This is a genomic window from Janthinobacterium foliorum (genome assembly GCF_978021625.1).
Genome location: NZ_CDXDQE010000002.1, coordinates 35,052 through 54,211, shown reverse-complemented (window position 1 = coordinate 54,211; position 19,160 = coordinate 35,052). Strand labels below are relative to the sequence as shown.

At 64.1% G+C, this 19,160-nt stretch carries 16 protein-coding genes; 9 read left to right on the top strand and 7 right to left on the bottom strand.

Annotation, left to right across the window (positions count from 1 at the left end; translation table 11 throughout):
• Window positions 1-112: 112 nt before the first annotated feature.
• Together ACZ92H_RS04720 and ACZ92H_RS04715 are read right to left on the bottom strand one after the other, a co-directional pair.
• Window positions 113-598: a dihydrofolate reductase gene (locus ACZ92H_RS04720; protein WP_465048500.1), complete on the bottom strand. Its 486-nt coding sequence runs from the start codon at window positions 596-598 to the stop codon at window positions 113-115.
• Complete coding sequence (locus ACZ92H_RS04715) at window positions 595-1,392, bottom strand: alpha/beta fold hydrolase (protein WP_465048499.1); 798 nt, start codon at window positions 1,390-1,392, stop codon at window positions 595-597. Before ACZ92H_RS04715 ends, ACZ92H_RS04720 begins: the two co-directional genes overlap by 4 nt.
• Before the next feature lie 205 nt (window positions 1,393-1,597).
• Here ACZ92H_RS04715 and ACZ92H_RS04710 point away from each other — a divergent pair, with 205 nt between their 5' ends.
• From ACZ92H_RS04710 to ACZ92H_RS04695, 4 genes are all read left to right on the top strand, one after another.
• Window positions 1,598-2,173: a TerD family protein gene (locus tag ACZ92H_RS04710; RefSeq protein ID WP_131375350.1), complete on the top strand. Its 576-nt coding sequence runs from the start codon at window positions 1,598-1,600 to the stop codon at window positions 2,171-2,173.
• Between the two features lie 243 nt (window positions 2,174-2,416).
• Entirely contained in the window at window positions 2,417-3,670 is a 1,254-nt protein-coding gene (locus ACZ92H_RS04705; RefSeq protein WP_465048498.1) for a TerD family protein, read from the top strand.
• Between the two features lie 9 nt (window positions 3,671-3,679).
• Window positions 3,680-5,026 carry a VWA domain-containing protein gene (locus tag ACZ92H_RS04700; RefSeq protein ID WP_465048497.1) on the top strand — a complete coding sequence of 449 codons (1,347 nt, stop codon included), beginning with the start codon at window positions 3,680-3,682 and terminating at the stop codon, window positions 5,024-5,026.
• Between the two features lie 199 nt (window positions 5,027-5,225).
• Window positions 5,226-7,505 (top strand): TonB-dependent receptor domain-containing protein, encoded by a 2,280-nt coding sequence (locus tag ACZ92H_RS04695; protein WP_465048496.1) that lies wholly within the window; start codon window positions 5,226-5,228, stop codon window positions 7,503-7,505.
• Window positions 7,506-7,526: 21 nt separating this feature from the next.
• Here ACZ92H_RS04695 and ACZ92H_RS04690 read toward each other — a convergent pair whose 3' ends face one another.
• Complete coding sequence (locus ACZ92H_RS04690; RefSeq protein ID WP_465048495.1) at window positions 7,527-8,564, bottom strand: SMI1/KNR4 family protein; 1,038 nt, start codon at window positions 8,562-8,564, stop codon at window positions 7,527-7,529.
• Window positions 8,564-9,538 carry a thymidylate synthase gene (locus ACZ92H_RS04685; protein WP_131375359.1) on the bottom strand — a complete coding sequence of 325 codons (975 nt, stop codon included), beginning with the start codon at window positions 9,536-9,538 and terminating at the stop codon, window positions 8,564-8,566. Before ACZ92H_RS04685 ends, ACZ92H_RS04690 begins: the two co-directional genes overlap by 1 nt.
• Window positions 9,539-9,698: 160 nt before the next feature.
• On the opposite strand from ACZ92H_RS04685, the gene ACZ92H_RS04680 reads away from it, so the two are divergent.
• From ACZ92H_RS04680 to ACZ92H_RS04660, 5 genes are all read left to right on the top strand, one after another.
• Window positions 9,699-12,509: a bifunctional diguanylate cyclase/phosphodiesterase gene (locus ACZ92H_RS04680; protein ID WP_465048494.1), complete on the top strand. Its 2,811-nt coding sequence runs from the start codon at window positions 9,699-9,701 to the stop codon at window positions 12,507-12,509.
• Window positions 12,510-12,671: 162 nt separating this feature from the next.
• The gene (locus tag ACZ92H_RS04675; protein ID WP_131375361.1) at window positions 12,672-14,105 is read left to right on the top strand and encodes an OmpP1/FadL family transporter; all 1,434 of its coding nucleotides are present in this window, start codon (window positions 12,672-12,674) and stop codon (window positions 14,103-14,105) included.
• A gap of 167 nt (window positions 14,106-14,272) precedes the next feature.
• Window positions 14,273-14,407 carry a hypothetical protein gene (locus ACZ92H_RS04670; RefSeq protein WP_465048493.1) on the top strand — a complete coding sequence of 45 codons (135 nt, stop codon included), beginning with the start codon at window positions 14,273-14,275 and terminating at the stop codon, window positions 14,405-14,407.
• On the top strand, window positions 14,404-14,817 hold the full coding sequence (locus tag ACZ92H_RS04665; RefSeq protein ID WP_465048492.1) for a phage tail protein: 414 nt from the start codon (window positions 14,404-14,406) through the stop codon (window positions 14,815-14,817). The genes ACZ92H_RS04670 and ACZ92H_RS04665 overlap by 4 nt, the downstream gene beginning before the upstream one ends.
• Window positions 14,818-14,829: 12 nt before the next feature.
• Complete coding sequence (locus tag ACZ92H_RS04660) at window positions 14,830-15,447, top strand: glycoside hydrolase family 25 protein (RefSeq protein ID WP_465048491.1); 618 nt, start codon at window positions 14,830-14,832, stop codon at window positions 15,445-15,447.
• A gap of 25 nt (window positions 15,448-15,472) precedes the next feature.
• Here the strand turns inward: ACZ92H_RS04660 and ACZ92H_RS04655 are convergent, their stop codons facing one another.
• Genes ACZ92H_RS04655 through ACZ92H_RS04645 form a run of 3 tightly spaced genes read right to left on the bottom strand, consistent with a single transcriptional unit; the run spans window position 15,473 to window position 19,141 of the window.
• Entirely contained in the window at window positions 15,473-16,558 is a 1,086-nt protein-coding gene (locus tag ACZ92H_RS04655; RefSeq protein WP_465048490.1) for a threonine aldolase family protein, read from the bottom strand.
• A 12-nt stretch (window positions 16,559-16,570) separates the two neighbouring features.
• The gene (gene leuE / locus ACZ92H_RS04650; RefSeq protein WP_131375369.1) at window positions 16,571-17,245 is read right to left on the bottom strand and encodes a leucine efflux protein LeuE; all 675 of its coding nucleotides are present in this window, start codon (window positions 17,243-17,245) and stop codon (window positions 16,571-16,573) included.
• A 42-nt stretch (window positions 17,246-17,287) separates the two neighbouring features.
• Window positions 17,288-19,141 carry an ABC transporter transmembrane domain-containing protein gene (locus tag ACZ92H_RS04645; RefSeq protein WP_465048489.1) on the bottom strand — a complete coding sequence of 618 codons (1,854 nt, stop codon included), beginning with the start codon at window positions 19,139-19,141 and terminating at the stop codon, window positions 17,288-17,290.
• Window positions 19,142-19,160: the final 19 nt, after the last annotated feature.

The window sequence follows — 19,160 nt, the reverse complement described above, 5'->3', positions numbered from 1 at the left end:
CATCGCCATTTCACCAGACTGCGCCAGAGTGACGCAATGGTGTGACAGCAGTATTACAGCAAGCGCCTACGGCTAAAGCGTGCAGCTAAACGTGCGGCAAGGCGCCACCTTATCAGGCTTTGCGTTGCAGCGTGACAAAGGCGTACGGCAAGCCGGATTTTTCAGAAACATGCGCTTCGCGCGCGGTTTCTTGCCACACGGCATGATCCACGGCGGGGAAAAAGGCGTCGCAATCGAAGGTCTGGCCGATTTCCGTGATGACCAGGCGCTGCGTCAGTGGCAATGCCTGGCGGTAAATCTCGGCGCCGCCGATGACATAGCCTTGCGCGCCCGCCAGCAGCGCGATGGCCGCTTCCACCGACGACACGGCTTCCACGCCTTCATGGCGCCAGTCGGGATTGCGCGTGATGACGATGTTGCGGCGGTTCGGCAACGGGCGCCCGATGGAATCGAAGGTCTTGCGGCCCATGAGGATGGGGTGGCCCGTGGTCAGGCGCTTGAAATGCGCCAGGTCTTCCGGCAGTTTCCACGGCAAGGTGTTGTTGATGCCGATGCCGCCTTGCTGGTCGGTGGCGACGATGATGGTCAGTGTGCTCATTGATTCTGGGAAAGTGGTGGGGGCGACGCCCGATGCCCGCCATTATCGTTGAAATTGCCCGCCGCCTCCAGATGCGCGCGTATCGCATCGGCCAGCGCGCCCGGCGCTTCCAGCGGAATCATGTGGCCCGAGCCGCCATCGAGCATGCGCAGGGTGGCCTGCGGCAGGCGGGCGGCCATGGCGCGCAGGTCGTCGGGGTTCACCAGCTTGTCGTCCGCGGCGCCGACGATCAGCACGGGGCAGCTGAGTTCCGGCAGGCGCGCCATCAGGTCGGGGCGGTCTATGGTGGTGATGAATTGTGCGAGCAGCACGTCCTTGCCCAGGTCCAGGCCCATTTGCTGGATCAGGCCCGTGATCGTGGCGTCTTGCAGATGCGAGGGATGCAGCAGTTCGCGCAGGCGCTGGCGCGTGATGCCCGCATAGGCATTGCGCTCGAGCATGGTGACGATGCGCTGGCGCGTGGCAATTTCCTCTGGCTGCAAACCTTTGGCGGAATTGGCGATCAAAGTGAGGGATTGCACGCGCTGCGGATGTGCCAGCGCGTGTTCGAGCGCCAGGTAGGCGCCCAGCGAAAACCCCACCAGGTGCGATGCCGGGGCGCTATGGCTGGCGATCAGTGCCTGCATCTGCGCCCGCGTGCGTGCCTCGTGCAGGGGCACGTGGCGCAAATGACAGGCGCCGCCCAGGGCCGATGCCAGGGGCGCCCACATGCGCGCATCGCACAGGGTGCCGGGGATGCAGTCGAGCCGCGTGCCGTCCGCGTGCAGTGTCAAGCCAGGGATCAAATCGCTCATGGGGATGCAAAATTCTTGTCGAGCGGCATTATCGGTCATTTCTTGCCGGCGTGCTCCGGCGGGGCGGGCCAGGGGTGGCATTATTTTCAATAGTGCGGGTATGGCACGCATTTGGTTTATGGTAGGCTCATGGCTCATCAAGCCGGCGTGCCGGCGTAGTGAGCTGTCACACCGAATGCAACCCACACTTTAAAGAGGAAACACCATGGCGATCAGTTTGCAAAAAGGCGGCAATGTCAACCTGAGCAAGGAAGCTCCGGGCTTGAAGAAAATCGTGATTGGCCTGGGCTGGGACCCGCGCGCCACCGATGGCGCCGCCTTTGACCTGGACGGCAGCGCCTTCCTGCTGAAAGCGGATGGCAAGGCCCGCTCCGACGCTGATTTCATTTTCTATAACAACCTGAAGTCCGCCGACGGCTCCATCGTCCACGCGGGCGACAACACCACGGGCGGCGGCGATGGCGACGACGAGAAAATCGCCGTCGACCTGGCCAATGTGCCCGCCGACATCGACAAGATCGCCGTGGCCGTCACCATCCATGACGCGGAGGCGCGCAAGCAGAACTTCGGCATGGTCGGCAAGGCCTACATCCGTTGCCTGAACGGCGACAACGGCGCGGAAATCGCCCGCTACGACCTGTCGGAAGACGGTTCGACGGAAGCGGCCATGATCTTCGGCGAAATCTACCGCGCCGGCAGCGAATGGAAATTCAAGGCCATCGGCCAGGGTTTCAAGGGCGGCCTGGGACCGTTGGCACGTTCTTTCGGCATCAACGCCTAAGAGCTCCGGAAAACGGCCCATGGCGGCGTTGCGTCACCTCGCCGTACTATTCGTACTGTCTTCGGTGACGCGCCTTGCCCTGAACCGTTGTCCGAAGCTCTTTCAGCTTGGTATAGAACCCGGAACGGCAGTCCATGGCGGCGTTGCTCCGCCATGGACTGACTGTATATGCGTACTGTCTGCGGACGACCCGCCTTGCCCTGAGCCGTAGTCCGAAGCTCTCACACCTGAATACATACTCCCATGGAAAACCTGATCAAGGGGCAGCGCCTGGCGCTGTCCGGCCTCGTCACGGGCAATGCCGTGCAACTGGGCCTCAACAATGCCGGCCTGGCGCTGGACTTTGCCTGCTTTGGCCTCGACGCCGCCGGCAAGCTGGCCGACGAGCGCTACATGACTTTCTTCAACCAGCCGCGCACGCCCTGCGGCGGCGTGGAAGCGGCGGCGCCGTCCGGCGATGCGGCCGGTTTCCGCTTCCAGCTGGACCGCTTGCCGGCTTCCATCGAACGCCTGGTCGTCACGGCCGCCGTCGATGGCGCGGCCACCATGGCGCAGCTGGGCAGCGGCCACCTGCGCCTGCTCGATGGCGGGCGCGAACTGGCCCGCTTCGCCTTTGCCGGGTCTGATTTTGCGCAGGAAAAAGCCGTCATGCTGTTTGAACTCTACCGCAAGGACGGCGGCTGGCGCTGCATGGCCGTGGGCCAGGGGTTCAACGGCGGCCTCGATGCGCTGGTCGCGCATTTTGGCGGCGAGGTGGCGCAGCCGGCCGCTGAGCCCGCAGCGGCGCCGAAGATTTCCTTGTCGAAAATCTCGCTGACCAAGGCGGGCCAGACGCACCAGGTCTCGCTGGAAAAGGGCGCGGGCGCGCCGAAGAAACTCACCGTCAAGGCCACCTGGGTGGATAACGGCGATGGCGACGATGATAACGACGACCTCGACTTGCGCGTTGGCATCCTCTTGCCGAATGGCCAGATGCGTTTCATCCAGGCGCCCGATACGCCAGGCAGCTTTGACGCCATGCCCTTCGTGCGCCACCTGGGCGACGTGGCGGGGGCGTCGGGCAAGGAACCGGCCACGGAAACGGTGGAAGTCAATCCGGCGCTGGCGCAGCACTACGGCGGCACGGTGGGCCTGGTCTTCAGCGTGTATTCGGCGCTGGCCAATGGCGCCGTCCCGGTGGCGTCCATGCGGCCGAAAATGGTCATGCAGTATGGCGAGCAGGTCGTCGAGTGCGATTTCGACTTCCGCCTGTCCAAGGCGGCCGGGGATGACACGGTCTACACCTATGTGATCGGCATAGCCCGCATCACGCCGGACAGCATCATCCTGGAACCGTCCGGCAAGACCTCCGATCCCGGCAGCGAGGCGACGCCCTGGCTGAGCTGGCAGGGCGAGCACCTGCAGCTGGCCTTCAACGGCCCCGTCGTCTTCAAGGGCGAGGACAAGGAAGACGAGGACGACTTCAATGCGGACAATCCGCGTCGTTATATTGCATAGGAGATACTGATGGAAACCTTGACCAAGGGACAGCGCCTGCCGCTGGCCCATCTCGTTCCCGATGGCGTGCTGGAACTGGGCGTCGCCGCGCAGGGACTGGCGCTCGACGTGGCCTGCTTCGGCCTCGATGCCAACGGCAAGCTGTCCGACGAGCGCTACATGACGTTTTTCAACCAGCCCCGCACGCCCTGCGGCGGCGTGGAAGCGCGCAGCGGCAGCGGCGGTGACGTCGCCGCCTTTGCCCTGCAACTGGCGCGCTTGCCGGCCGGCATAGACCGGCTCGTCGTGACGGCCGCCATCGATGGCGGCGGCGTGATGTCGCAGCTGCAATCGGGCCATGTGCGCCTGCAGGCGGGCGGGCGCGAACTGGCGCGCTTCGCCTTTGGGGGATCGGATTTCGCGCAGGAAAAAGCAGTCATGCTGCTTGAGCTCTACCGCAAGGATGGCGGCTGGCGCTGCATGGCCGTGGGCCAGGGTTTCAATGGGGGCCTGGACGCGCTGGTGCGCCACTTCGGCGGTGATGTCGAGCAGGCGGCGCCAGCCAAGCCGGCATCCCCGGCCGTCCCGGCGGCGGCCGTCGTGCAAGCCAAGCTGAACCTGGAAAAGCGGGTCGAGCGGGATGCGCCGCAACTGGTCAGCCTGGTCAAGCAGGCGGGCGTATCCTTGCAAAAAGTGGGCTTGTCGGATCACCGCGCCAAGGTCTGCCTGTGCCTGGATATTTCCGGCTCCATGGGGCGGCTATATAAAGAGGGCCTGGTGCAGCGCTTTGCCGAACGCATCCTGGCCCTGGGCTGCAAGTTCGACGACGATGGCGAGATCGACGTCTTCCTGTTCGGCAAGAACGTCCACCATCCGGCGCCCATGGCCTTGAGCAACTGCAACACCTATGTGGGCCAGGCCATCACCCGCCATCCGCTGGAAGGCGATACGCGCTATGGCGCCGCCATGCAGGCCATCCGTGCATTCTATTTCCCCGATGCCCGCGGCGGCGAGCGCACGCGCCCCATCGCCGCCGAGCTGCCCGTCTACGTCATGTTCGTTACGGACGGCGGCACCAGCGACCAGGCGACGACGGAGAAGCAATTGCGCTGGGCCAGCCATGAACCGATCTTCTGGCAATTCATGGGCATCGGCAAGGGGCGCAAATCGAAAAGCAAGTTCCTCGCCGCCTTTGCCGATTCCGATTTCCCCTTCCTGGAAAAACTCGATGAATTGCAAGGGCGCCTGGTCGACAACGCCAATTACTTTTCCGTCAGCTCGCCCGATGAGCACAGCGATGCGGAACTGTATGATTTATTGATGACGGAATATCCGGGCTGGCTGAAATTGGCGCGCGGCAATGGCTTGCTGAAGTAGCATCTTCTGCAGCCCGATTTCCAGCCTCGCCCGTCCCGGATGAGGCTGGAATGCCACAAGCGCAAGAGATTTGTAAATTGAAGTAAATAACAATGGTTCGCATTTGCTTTGGCCATTGCAGTCGTGGCATGCTTTCGATGTGCCCTCACGCTGCGGCGTAGCGCCTCATCCGTAGCGTCCCGATTACTTTCTTGGTCCCATGCATAAAATCCTTTTCCATTGTCTGGCGGGCGGCAGCCTGCTCGTTGCCGGCGCCGCCCAGGCGCAAACCACCACCGCCGGCGACGCCGTCGTCAAGCCCGCCGCACCAGCACCGGCCAAGGCGCCGGCCGTCGATGCGCCCGCGACCGTCAGCGTGACGGCCGAACGTCCCACGGGGCGCATCGACCGGCAAGTCTACGACGTCAAGTCCGACGTCGGCAGCACGAACGGCACGGCGGCCGATGCCTTGAATAACGTGCCGTCCGTGGCCGTCGATCCCGATGGCAGCGTCTCGCTGCGCGGCAGCAGCAATGTGCAGATTCTCATCGACGGCAAGCCGTCGGCCATGCTGCAGGGCGATTCGCGCGGCGCCACCCTGAACGCCATGGCGGCCGAGGATATCGAATCGGTGGAAGTGATCAACAATCCCGGCGCCCAGTTCGGCAACGAGGCCGGTGGCGGCCCGATCCTGAACCTGGTCATGAAGCGCAACCGCAAGCCGGGCGGCTTTGGCAGCGTGAATGCGAATGCGGGGATTGCCGGGCGCTACAACACGTCCGCGTCCGGTTCCTATAATGAAGGCCCATGGGGCTACCAGGGCGGCATCAATTTCCGCCACGACGGGCGCAATTCCGTCGGCGAAGTCAGCCGCGAACGCCTGGAGCGGGGCACGGGCGCCTTCGCCCCCAGCAGCCAGAGTTCCACCAGCAACGGCTTGAACGATTCGCTGGGCTTGAATGGCACCGTCAATTACAACCTGAACGCCAACGACACCCTGGCCGCCAGCGCGTCGTTTAACGGCCGCAGCAATGACCAGCGCTCGCAGGACCGCTACCTCAATGGCGACAGCCTGGGCAACACCATCGGCGACTACACGCGACGCACCGTGCGCAATGGCGACAGCCGCAACACCAGCTGGGGCGGGCGCTACGACCACAAGGGAGAATTGCCGGGCGAAACCCTGAAAATCGATTTGCGCGTGTCGTCGTCGACCAACGAGAGCGACAGCGCTTATGCCAATGCCTATGCGGTGGCGCCCGTCGATGCCTTCGACAGCCGCGCGCGCCAGCACAGCGAGACGGGCAACCGCATCATCGATTTCAGCGGCGACTATGAGCGTCCCCTGGCGGGCGGCACGGCCAAGCTGGGCTACAAGGTGGCCGACAACAAGAGCAGCTTCGACACCCTGTATACGGACATCAACCCGGCCAGCCTGGCGGAAACCGTCAACCCCATGCGCAGCAACCGCTTCGAGATGGACGAGCGCACCATCGCCCTGTACGGCTCCTACCAGATGCGCCTGAGCGAGCGCTGGGGCGCGCTGGCCGGCTTGCGCGCCGAATACACGGACTTGAACGTGCGCCAGATCACCAGCGGCAGCGAGGCCAGCAATAATTACATCAACTACATTCCCAGCCTGTTCGCCACGTACAAGGTCAGCGACGAGAGCAATCTGCGCTTCAGCTATGCGCACCGCATCCGCCGCCCGAACGCGGGCGACCTGAACCCCTACGTGGTGTACCGCGACGAGTTCAATGTGTCGGCCGGCAATCCCAAGCTGAAACCCACGCAGACGGATTCGTTCGAGATCGGCTATGAAACGAAGATCGCCGGCCTGGAAAGCAGCTTGCGCGCCTATCACCGGCGCGACACGGACGCCATCGTCGACTACCGCTACTTCATCAGCGACAATGTGCTGCTGACGACGCGCCAGAACGGCGAAGGCAGCCATTCAAGTGGCCTGGAGTTCAGCGTCAGCGGCAAGCTGACGCCATCGCTGACCCTGAACACGAGCGGCAACCTGGCCCGCAGCCAGCAGACCAGCTCGGACGACCTGGGCAATCTCAGCACGCGCACGGCGAATGCCCTGAGCGGCCGCGCGCGCCTGAACTACCAGTTCGATCCGAGCAACCAGTTGCAGCTGGCGCTGCAAATGCAGGGCAAGATGCTGTCGGGACAGGGCTACCGTTCGCCCAACAATACCGTGAACCTGAGCTGGCGCCACACGGTGACGCCGCAGCTGAGCCTGGTCATGAATGTGACGGATGTATTCAGCACCAACAAGATGGAAACCGTCATCAACAGCGCCTCGCTGCGCGAAACGAGCACGCGCCGCTTCGACGGACGCATGCTGTATGTGGGGCTGTCGTACCGCCTGGGCGGCGCCGCCACGGCAGCGAAAGAGGGCGAGCGCGAGCCGCGCTTCGGTCCGCCCGGTGGCCGCGGTCCCGGTGGTCCGGGCGGCCCCGGCGGTCCAGGCCCTGGCGGAGAAGGGTGATGCCCGCCTGACGTTGCGGCGTCAGGCGGCGGCGATCTCCTGCAGGAAGGCAATAAAACTGTCCGCATGGCGCGCGAATTGCCAGGTTCCCGCGCCATGCATGGCCGTGTAGACGGGGGCATCGCCATCGGCGATGGCGCCCAGGTCGAGGCAATACGGATCGGCGCCCGCATCGGCGATCACCAGGTAATGTGCGGGCCAGCCGCTGATGCTTTCCTGCGTGACAGGATTCCATGCATAGCCGTGCTGCGCCTTGAGCAGTTCGGCCGCGCCATACAGGTTCAGGCCCTGGAAATAGTCCGCATGCGCGATGTGCACGCGGATGGGCGAGTAGCAGGCGAGAAAGCGCTGATAGTGCTCCGGCAAGGTCCAGCGCGCATTGATCTGCGCCATGTCGGCAGGGGCGGCGATGGCCAGCCAGTTCGACGGCTGCGCCAGGTCCTGCTCGCGCCGGCGCCTGGCCGCCAGTTTCTTTTCCAGCCGCGCAGCCGCTTTTTCCAGCGCCGATTGCGGCGCCGCCAGCGAGGCATGCGTGGCCGGGGCCGCAAAGCCCTGGCCATCCGGGTAGCCGCCCGCCTGCCAGGCCAGCACTTCGACCACGCGCAGCTGTTCCGTCTTCCAGTGGCCGGGATCGACCATCAAGCCCCGGTCGAAGGGCTGGCCGCTGGCGACGGCCAGGCTCTTGATGGCCTTGGCGCGCGCGCTCCGCTCGGCATTTTCCCGGGCGGCGAGCGCCACCAGTGGGCCATACGCGGCCGTGCCCATGCTCTTGAGCATGCCATCGACGGCCCAGTAGCTGAGGTCGGGCACTTCCAGGCAGGCGCTAAAGAAGTCGCCGCACTCGCCAGGCTCGGCCAGCGCGATGATGTCCGTCATGAGGAAGTTGCGCCAATGTAGCAGCTGGCCATCCCTGGCGTAGCCGATGAGGATATCGAGTACGGCGCGCCGCTCGTCCACCCCATGCTTGTTGATCAGGCGGTCTTTCAGCCGCGCGAACTTGTTGCCATCGGTTTCGTCAAACAGTTTGCGGTGCAGGGCGGCAAGGGGAGTGACTGCCATCAGACGGCCATCGCCGCCTTGATCGGCGCATGGTGTTCATAGCCTTCCAGCGAGAAGTCGGACGGTTCGATCTTTTCCAGCCATTCCGGTTCGTACTTGCCCGTCCTGGCGTAATCGGGCACGCGGTCGGAAATGACGAAACGCGGCGCCGGGAACGGCGTGCGTTTCAATTGTTCTTCCACCATGTCGAGGTGGTTTTCATAGATGTGCGCGTCGCCGATGAAATACGTGAACCAGCGCGGCGTGTAGCCCGTCAGGCGCGCCACCAGGTGCAGCAGGGCCGCGCCTTCGGCGATGTTGAAAGGCGTGCCCAGGCCGATGTCGTTGCTGCGCACATACAGGCACAGCGAGATTTCGCGCGTGCTGGCGTTGGGGATGAACTGGTACAGCAGGTGGCAGGCGGGCAGGGCGACGGCGTCCAGCACGGCCGGGTTCCAGCCGTGGAACAGGATGCGGCGGCTGCCCGGGTTCGTCATGATGGTATCCAGGCACTCGCGCAGCTGGTCGACGGCCTTGTACAGCAGCACTTTCTGCACGCCGTCCTCGACGATGGGAGCGACCAGCGTAAAACCGTTGGCTTGCGCGTCGGCGATCTGCGCGGGCTGGCTGGCGTCCAGCAATTTATACGCGGGCCACTGCCTCCATTGCACGCCGTACACGGGCCCCAGGTCATCCTCGCCTGCGCGGTAGGGATTGGCCAGCCATTGCGCGTTTTCATTGGCGTTCTGGTCCCAGACCTTGCAGCCCAGCGCGCGGAACTCGGCCGCGTTGCGCGAGGCGCGCAGGAAGGCGCACAATTCGCCGATCACGGATTTGAAAGCCAGTTTCTTGGTGGTCACGGCAGGGAAGTTGCCATTGGCCAAGTCGAAACGCATCATGGCGCCCGGCACGCTCAGGGTGCGGATGCCCGTGCGGTTGTCTTGCCAGCTGCCCGTTTCGAGGACGGTCTTGATCAAATCTTGATATTGCTGCATGTGTAACACTCTCCAACGGTAAGGATGCTGATTGTAACGCAGGCGCGACAGGCGGTCAGCGGCCGACGTACATAATTACGCTGCTGTCTCACATGCAATCATGACTCTGTGGTAATTTGTGTGTCCCTAAAGAAATACAGAAATGGCAGATGCGGGCACCATGTTCTTGCGACAATTTGTAAATAATAACAACGCCGCCGTGGTGGAGATGAGCAGGGCCGATTTTCTCAAGGCGAACCTGCGCCTGATCCTCGCCTGGCCCTTGCTGTGCCTGGCCCTGTGCGGCGTGCTGTGGACGGCCACCCTGCTGCAGCTGGAAGCGGAAAAGAAGGTTGCCCAGCAGCAGGCGCTCGACAGTGTGGCCTCGCAATCGAAGGCGTATGGCCAGTACTTGCTGCGCACCCTGGAACAGATGGACCAGCTGACCCTGCAGCTCAAGTATGAATGGGAAAATTCGCGCGGCCACCTGCGCCTCGATCAATTGAAGACGCAGGGCATGTATGCCTTGCCGCAATTTGCCATCGTCGCCATCCTCGACCGCAAGGGCCATGCCGTGACGGCGACGGCGCCGCTGACGCGGCTGCGCACGAACGAGCGCAGCGATTTCCTCCTGCGTCACTGGCGCAGCAATTCCAGCGCCCTGCGCATCGCGCTGGGACGGGTCAACGGAGATACGGCGGACAAGGCGGATGATGTGGCCACGGCGCCGGGCACCGACGAAAGCCTCGTGCATTTCACGCGCCGCCTGGAAGACGAGGATGGCAATTTTGACGGCGTCCTGCTCATTTCCATCCATTCCGGCTATTTTTCCGAGTTCTACGACAGCGTCAACTTCGGCAAGCTGGGCATGTCCGCCATGGTGGGCGAGGAGGGTGAACTGTTCAGCACGCGCCTCGGTTCGCGCGTGCTGCCCGCGCACGGCAACCGTGCCACGCCGTTTCTCGACACGAGTTTCCTGGAAACGGACAGCGGCGCCATGGAGTCGGGCGGCCGGGTGGCGTTTTCCGACAAGCAGAACCGCTACGTGGGCTGGCAGGCGCTGAAAGCGTATCCGTTCACGGCCGTCGTGGGCCTGGCCGACAGCGAAATGCTGCATCCCTACGAAGAAACGCGCACCATCTATATCGGCATCGCCCTGGGCGTGACGCTGCTGCTGCTGGCCTTTACGGTGGTTGCCACCGTGCTGTCCTTGCGCCTGGCCTGGCGCCACCACCAGTCCGAAGGCGTGCGCAACGCCTACCGCATGGCCACCGAAGGCACGAGCGACGGCTTTTATATCATTTCCGCCCTGCGTGGCGACGACGGCGCCATCCTTGATTTCGAGATTGTCGACTGCAACGAGCCGGGCGCCGGCTACTTTGGCGTGCGGCGCGAACAGCTGCTGGGCATGCGGCTGCAGTCGCGCGCGCACGAAGCGTATTTCCGCGACCTCATCCATAATTACCGCGCCGCCATGCAGTCCGGCTTTTCCGAGGAAGAGATCGAGCTGCCGGAAGGCAATCCGTTCAAGCTGCGCTGGATACGCCGGCGCCTGGTGCGCAGCGGCGACCGCCTGGCCGTCACCCTGCAGGACATCAGCACGGCCAAGGAGCACGAGCGCGACCTGCGGCGCCTGGCCAACGAGGACGGCTTGACGGGCTTGCCCAACCGCTACTGGCTGCAGCAATTCCTGCCCGGCGCACTGGCGCGCGCGGCCATTGCGCAGCACATGCTGGCGCTGCTGTTCATCGACCTCGACGGCTTCAAGGATATCAACGATACGCAGGGCCACGCCGAGGGCGACAAGGTGCTGCGCGCCGCCTCGCTGCGCCTGAAGGCCGTGCTGCGGCCGGGCGACCATGTGGTGCGCCTGGGCGGCGATGAATTCGTCGTCGTGCTCGACCCGGTGGAAGACGATAGCCGCGCCGAGCAGGTGGCGCAGCGCATCGCCATCGCTTTCGACGAGCCGTTCTACCTGGGCAGCGAACGCCACAAGATGGGCGCCTCGATCGGCATCAGCCTGTACCCGCGCGATGGCGCCGAGACGGATGTGCTGCTGAAAAATGCCGACATCGCCATGTATGCCGTGAAGGTGGCGGGCAAGGGCCACCACCGCTTCTTCCAGCCCGAACTGTTCGAGACCATCCGCAACCGCCGGGAACTGGAGCAAAGCCTGGTGGCCGCGCTGGAGCAGGACCAGTTCCTCGTCGTTTACCAGCCGAGGGTCGACGCGATGAGCGGGCAGCTGTGCAGCATGGAGGCGCTGGTGCGCTGGCGCCATCCGCAGCATGGCATGGTGCCGCCGCTGGAATTCATCCCCGTGGCCGAGAGCAGCGGCCTGATTTCGCAGCTGGGCGAAGTCGTCATCGAAAAAGTGTGCTTGCAGATGGCGCGCTGGCAGGCGGCGGGCCAGGAACTGGTGCCGGTCTCCATCAACGTCTCGGCGCGCCAGTTCGGCCGCGGCGACGTGCACCAGGTGCTGGCCTCCGCGCTGGCGCGCCACCGCATCGACGCGCGCATGATCGAGGTGGAGATCACGGAATCGGCCATGATGGATGAACAGAACCGCGCCGTGGAGCAGCTGTCGGCCATCCGCGCGCTGGGGGTGCGCCTGCTGGTCGACGATTTCGGCACGGGCTATTCCTCGCTGTCGCAGCTGCAGAAGTTCGCCATGGACGGCTTGAAGATCGACCGTGCCTTCACCATGGAGCTGGGCCGCTCGGAGCAGGGCGAAGTGTTCGTGCGCGCCATTTTGTCGATGGCGCATGCGCTGGGCATGAGCGTGGTGGCCGAAGGGGTGGAGACGCGCGAGCAGCTCGACATCCTGCGCGCCTTGCAGTGCAACGAAGTGCAGGGCTATTTCATCTCGCGTCCCGTGCCTGCGGAACACATGCTGGCGCTGATGCGCAAGCGCTTTTTAATACCACTTCCCGCGCCCGTGCTGCCGCCGTACAGCCCCGTGCATAGTGCGGAAAACAACGTCGTTTCATAAAAAGAGCGATCGTTCGCTTTTTTTTCAAAAATATTATATGCTTCGCTCATGCCGCCGGTGAATTGGAGTTCACGGCGGCAAGAAATGTGCAGGACGGGCCAGGTTGAAACGCCCGAGACAATATGCCGAAGTACAAACCATATAATATTAAGAGAGACGAACTTGAAACATAAATATCTGCCCCTCCTGATCATCGCCGCCTTCGCCGGCATTTCTTCCACCGCACAAGCATCCGGTTACCGTTTCGGTTCGCAATCCGTGTCCGGCCAGGGTACGGCCGACGCGAACAGCGCCGAAGCGGCCGATGCCTCGACCATTTTCTACAACCCGGCCGGCATGTCGCGCCTGGAAGGCACGCAGTTCGTCGGCGGCGGCACCATCGTCGTACCGCATTCGACCTACCAGGACACGGGCTCGAAGACCTTCACGGGCCGCAATCCGGGCGGCACGACCAAGGACTATGCGCCGGACGCCGTCGTCGCGCCAGCCGTGTATGCGAGCAAGAAGCTCAATGAGCAATGGACCGTCGGCATGGGCCTGTTCGTGCCATACGGCGCCAAGCTCGATTACGGCAATGAATGGAGCGGCCGCTATGCGATCACCAACATCAAGCTCGAAGCCATCGCCCTGAATCCTTCCGTTTCGTTCAAACTGGACCAGCACCACTCGTTCGGTTTCGGCATCACTGCCGAATACATGAAGGCGGAACTGGGCCAGGCCGTCGACGTGCCGGGCACGGTCGCCTTCCTGGGCCAGCATGCGCCAGCCGCGTCGACCGCCTTCCTGACGAATATTCTCAAGACCCAGGGCATGGATGCATTCAATGCCGCCAGGACCGCACTGGGTACAGCGAAAGATGGCCATGCCTCGATGGATGGCGATGACTGGGGCTTCGGCTTCAACCTGGGCTACCTATATCAGCTGAATGAAGGCACGCGTTTCGGTATCGCCTATCGCTCGTCGATTTCGCACAAGCTGAAAGGCGACACGATCTGGGACTTCTCGCAGGTGTCGAACAACGCCGCCGTGAATGGCTTCATTTCCGCCGCATCGGGCAAGGTCAACTCCAAGGCGCTGGTGGAAGTGCGCACGCCGGAAACCCTGTCGGTCAACGCCTTCCATCAGATGGATGACCGTTGGGCCTTGATGGGCGACGTCACCTGGACCCGCACCTCGCGCCTGGAAAACCTGGATATCCAGTTCCCGCCGACGGCCGAAGGCGCCGAGCGCATCCGCCAGAACTGGAAAGACACTTACCGCGTGTCGCTGGGCACCAACTACAAGTACAGCGAAAATCTGCTGCTGCGTGCCGGTATCGCCCACGACCAGGCGCCAGTGCGCAGCGCGGAACTGCGCCATCCAGCCTTGCCGGACAGCGACCGCATGCAGTATTCGATCGGCGCCAACTGGAAGCTGAATGCCAATTCCTCGATCGACCTGGCATACAGCTATATCGACTTCAAGGATGCTGACGTCAACTACACGAATAACTGCTCGCCAGTGACGTCGGGCTGCACCGGCAACGGTGAAACCACCAAGGGCCTGTTCAAGACCCGCATGCAGCTGATCGGTATTGCTTACAACTACAAGTTCTAAGCGAATGATGGTGGCCGATCCGGCCGCCGGCATGTCAAAAAGGCGCCTTCGGGCGCCTTTTTTTGTGCTGTGCAGAACGAAACTTGCTTTTCAAGAATGTTGATTCATTATTATAATCAAACCGGATGCACATCCTGATACACAGGAAAAACCGAGAAGGACATGCCATGCGCAGCGATATTGACCACGACGCTGACCACAGCGTTGCTCACGGCGACGATGCGGCATCGCCGACGGCACCGGCAGGTGCGAGACCGCAGCCGCCAGGCGGTGCCGGCCGCAATGGCGAGCCGCAGCCATGAGCGCCACGTTTCCCGCACTGCCGCCGTTCCTCGCCCAGCCCGGCTTCGGCGACACGCCTGTCGGCGCCGTGGTGGCCTTTGCCGGGGATGTCGCCGGCGGGCAGATCGAAGCCAGCGGCTGGATGCCGTGTGACGGCCGCATGCTGGACGCCGCCAGCTATCCCGAGCTGTTCGTCGTGCTCGGCTATCTGTATGGCGGGGCGGACGCGCAATTCTGCGTACCCGATTACCGGGGCAGCTTGCTGCGCGGCCACGCTGCCGATGCTGCCGCGCAGGCCGCTTCCGGCGTCAGCGCGGGGCCGGCCGGGCCGGAGCACAGCGCGAAGAGCAGCGGCGTCAACTATCTGATCAAATTTACCTATGGCATGCGGACACGCCAGCCATTTCCGGCCTTCCCCCATTCCCGTTAGCAGGAGCGCAGCATGGCAGATTATCTACAAGGCATGGATGTTTCGGACAATAACGGACCCATCGGATGGGGCAGTATCGCCACCGGCGCGGCGGTGCCGGCATTCGTCTACCTGAAAGCCACCGAGGGCGGCAGCTGGGTCGACAGGCAGTATGCCAGCAACCGCGCGGGCGCCAGGGCGCAAGGGCTGCCGTGCGGCGCCTATCATTTCTTCTCGCCCGCGACGCCGGTGGCGGACCAGGTCGCCAACTTTTGCAATACGGTGGGCAGTGTCCGGGGCGACTTGCCGCCCATGCTCGATGTGGAGCAGCCGGGGCTGGCACAGCCTGCCTACGCGGCAGCCGTCGCCCAATGGCTGCAGCAGGTGGGCGAGCGGCTCGGCTGCATGCCCGGCATCTACACGACGGCCAGTTTCTGGAGCAGTTATGTGGGTTCCTACCTGCCTTTCCTCGCCCATCCTTTATGGATCGCCCACTACACTGCCGGGCCGAGTCCCGCGCTGCCGCCCGGCGCCACCAGCTACACGCTGTGGCAATATGCGGATACGGGCAGCGTGCAGGGCGTCGCCGGGCCGGTGGACCTGAGCCGCTATCCGGGCTCGCTGACGCAACTGAAGGCGTTGCTGTGCTGATGCCCGCCTGAGCGGAAGGCGGAGGCTAGGCGCGCATGGCCTGGTCCAGCAGGGTCAGGGCCAGGCGCACGCTGTCGTCCGGCAAGTCCAGCAGATGATCCCCCACATACCATTCCACCACGCTGCGCCCGGGCAGGGCGGCGTGGCTGGCGCGGCCGAACAGCCAGATGCCGTGCTCGGCGGCCACCTGGTTGCGGATGGCGATGGCCCGCTCGCGCGAGACGGGCAGGTGCAGGTGCAGCATGTTGGCCTGAGGGCTGGCGGGATTGACGGCAATCGCCGGGAAGTCGCGCAGCAGCGCGTACAGCCATTGCGTGCGCGCGAAATAGCGGGGCATGGCGGCGATGCGCGCATCGAACTGCATGGCGGCGGCCACCACGTAGGGCGTGCGGTGGACGATATTGCCGCCCTGGCGGCGGAACCATTCGCGCGCCCGTTCGACAAACGGCCGGCTGCCGGCCAGCATGGCGCCACCGAGGCCGCCGATGCCCTTGTACAGCGACACGTAGACGGAGTCAAAACCGCCGCAGATGGCGGGCAGGGGCTGGTCGAAACCCGCTTGCGCTTCCCACAGCCGCGCGCCATCCATGTGCAGGTGGATATTGCTGTCGCGGCAGTGGCGCTTGATCGCGTTCAAGTCATCCCACGACGGACACTGGCCGCCGATTTCGCGCATCGGCAGTTCCAGCTGCACGGCCCCCAGCGCATCGGGCACGGCGCGCAGGTCGTCCACCGTCCACGGGCGGTGCGGGTCGCCCAGCATCAAGCCCTTGAAGTGGTCGAGCAATTCGTGGTTGCCCCGTTCGTGGCGCAGGATGTGCGAGGTGGGATGCAGCGCCACCAGCGGCGAGCCGCGGTCCTGGCAGGCCAGGCGCAGGGCCGTCACCTGCGTCATGGTGCCGGTGATGCAGAACACGGCCGCTTCAAAGCCCAGCAGGCTGGCGACCTTGTTCTCGAATTGTTCGATCAGCGCGCCCTCGCCATACGTGTCGTGCGCGATAGCATTGGCCTCGCACCAGGCGGCCATGGCGGCGAAGGTGGCGGCCGGGGTGGGCTGGCGGTGGCCCGGCAGGACGGCGTGGCAGCGCTGGCGCAGTTCGAGGTCAGTCAAGGCGGTTCTTCCTTACAGGGTGGCGGTGGCCAGTTTTGCGCCAAAGGCGATGAACATGGCGCCCACGCCGCCGCCCATGCCTGCCGACAGGCGGCGACGGCGGCGGAAGGTCTCGGCCAGGCGGGCGCCCACAAAAATGATGGCCGTCAGGTAGCTGAAGCTGATGACCTGGCAAATCATACCCAGGCCGATGAAGGACAGCACGGGGGTCGGGAACGCGGGGTCGACGAACTGGATGAAGAAGGAAATAAAAAACAGAATGGCTTTCGGATTCATCAGGCTGATGATCAGGGCCTTGCGGAATGGCTCGCTTTCCTTGACGGCCGCCGGCATGGCTGGCGCTTCGCCTTCGGCAGGGCTGGGCGCGCGCAGCTTGCGCCAGCATTGGAGCAGCATCTGCAGGCCGATCCAGCCCAGGTAGGCCGCGCCGATGTATTTCACCACGTAGAACAGGGCCGGGCTGGCTTTCAGCAGCGAGGCGACGCCGCAGGCCGACAGCACCATGAGGATCAGATCTCCGGCGAAGATGCCGAAGGCGCCCTGGTAGGCGGGCCGCACGCCCCGTTGCGCCGCCACCGACAGCACGTACATGGAATTGGGGCCGGGCAGGATGACGATGAAGATCGTCCCGAGTAAAAAAGTCCAGAAATCGGTGATGCCCAGGTTGGCGTGGAAAAGTGCGTTCATTTTTCTTTGGTCTTGGTAGTGTCGACGTTTGATCGGATGTCCTCAAACGTGGTGGAATTGCAGGGCCGCCAGGTTGGCGTAGATGCCGCCGAGCGCCACCAGCGAGGCGTGCGTGCCCGTCTCGACGATCTTGCCGTCTTCCATGACGATGATGCGGTCGGCCCGCTGCACTGTCGCCAGGCGGTGCGCGATGATGACGGTGGTGCGGCCCACCATGGCCGCTTCCAGGGCCTTTTGCACCAGGCGTTCCGATTCCGCGTCCAGCGCGCTGGTCGCTTCATCGAGCAGCAGCAGCGGCGGATTTTTCAGCAGGGCGCGGGCGATGGCGATGCGCTGGCGCTGGCCGCCGGAGAGGCGCACGCCCCGTTCGCCGAGGAAGGATTTGTAGCCATTCGGCAGGCGCTCGATGAATTCGTGGGCAGCCGCCATCTTTGCCGCTGCGATGACTTCCCCGTCGCTGGCGCCGGCGCGGCCGTAGCGGATATTTTCCATGGCGTCGGCCGAGAAGATCACGGTATCCTGCGGCACGATGCCGATGGCGTCGCGCAGGGTATGCAGGTCGAGCTGCTTGATGTCCACGCCGTCGAGGCGGATGCTGCCGCTTTGCGGGTCGTAGAAGCGCAGGAACAGCTGGAACAGAGTGGTCTTGCCGGCGCCGGACGGCCCCACGACGGCCACCGTTTCACCGGCGCGGATATCCAGGCTGACGTGATCGAGCGCGTAGGTATCCGGGCGCGACGGGTACGAGAACACCACGTCGTTCAGGGACAGGGCGGCGCCATTCGCGGCGCGCGCGGGCAGCGCCAGCGGCGTGGCCGGCGATTCGATTTCGGACTTGACGGCCATCAGTTCCAGCAGGCGCTCGGTGGCGCCGGCGGCGCGCTGCGCTTCGCCCATGACTTCGGACAGGGCGCCGATGGCGCCGGCCACGATGGAGGCGTAGAGGATGAACTGGCCCAGGTCGCCGCCCGTCATCGAGCCTTCCAGCACGGCGCGCGCGCCCAGCCACAGCACGAAAACGATGGTGCCGAAGACCAGCAAGATCGCGATCATGGTCAGCAGGGCGCGCGCGCGGATGCGGCGCATGGCCGTCATGAAGGCGCCTTCGACGGAATCGCCGAAGCGTTTCGATTCGATTTTCTCGTGCGTGAACGCCTGCACGGTGGGCATGGCGTTGAGGATTTCGCCGGCCATGGCCGAGGCGTCGGCGATGCGGTCTTGCGAGTCGCGCGACAGCTTGCGCACCTTGCGGCCAAACACGATGATGGGCACGACAACGAGGATGAGCAGGCCGATGATGATGCCGGCCAGCTTGGCGCTGGTGACGAACAGCATCACCAGGCCGCCCAGGAACAGCAGCACGTTGCGCAGCGCCATGGAGATGCTGGTGCCGACGACGGCCTGGATCAAGGTCGTGTCGGTGGTGATGCGCGACAGGACTTCGCCCGTCTGCGTGGTTTCAAAGAATTCCGGGCTTTGCGTGACGACATGGCGGTACACGGCGCTGCGGATGTCGGCCGTGACGCGCTCGCCCAGCCACGACACCGTGTAAAAGCGCGCCGCCGTCGCCAGCGCCAGGATGGAGGCCACGCCGAACAGGGCGAGGAACACCAGATCCACGTGCTGGATGCTCTTTGAACCGGCCGCGCCGCCGAAACCCAGGTCGATCATCTGCTTGAAGGCGGCGGGAATGGCCAGGGTGGAGGCGGCCGCCACCACCAGTGCGATACCGGCCAGGAAGAACTGCTTGCGGTACGGCGTCAGGAAGGGCATCAGGCCCTTGAAGGCCGCCAGGCTGCCTTTTTTCAATTCGCGGCTGGTGCCGGTGTCGAGAGCTGGTGCGGTGCTTGCGGCGGTTGCTGTACTCGTGCTGCCTGTTTCTGTACTGGTTGTCATTGTTTTTCGCTTTGATTTA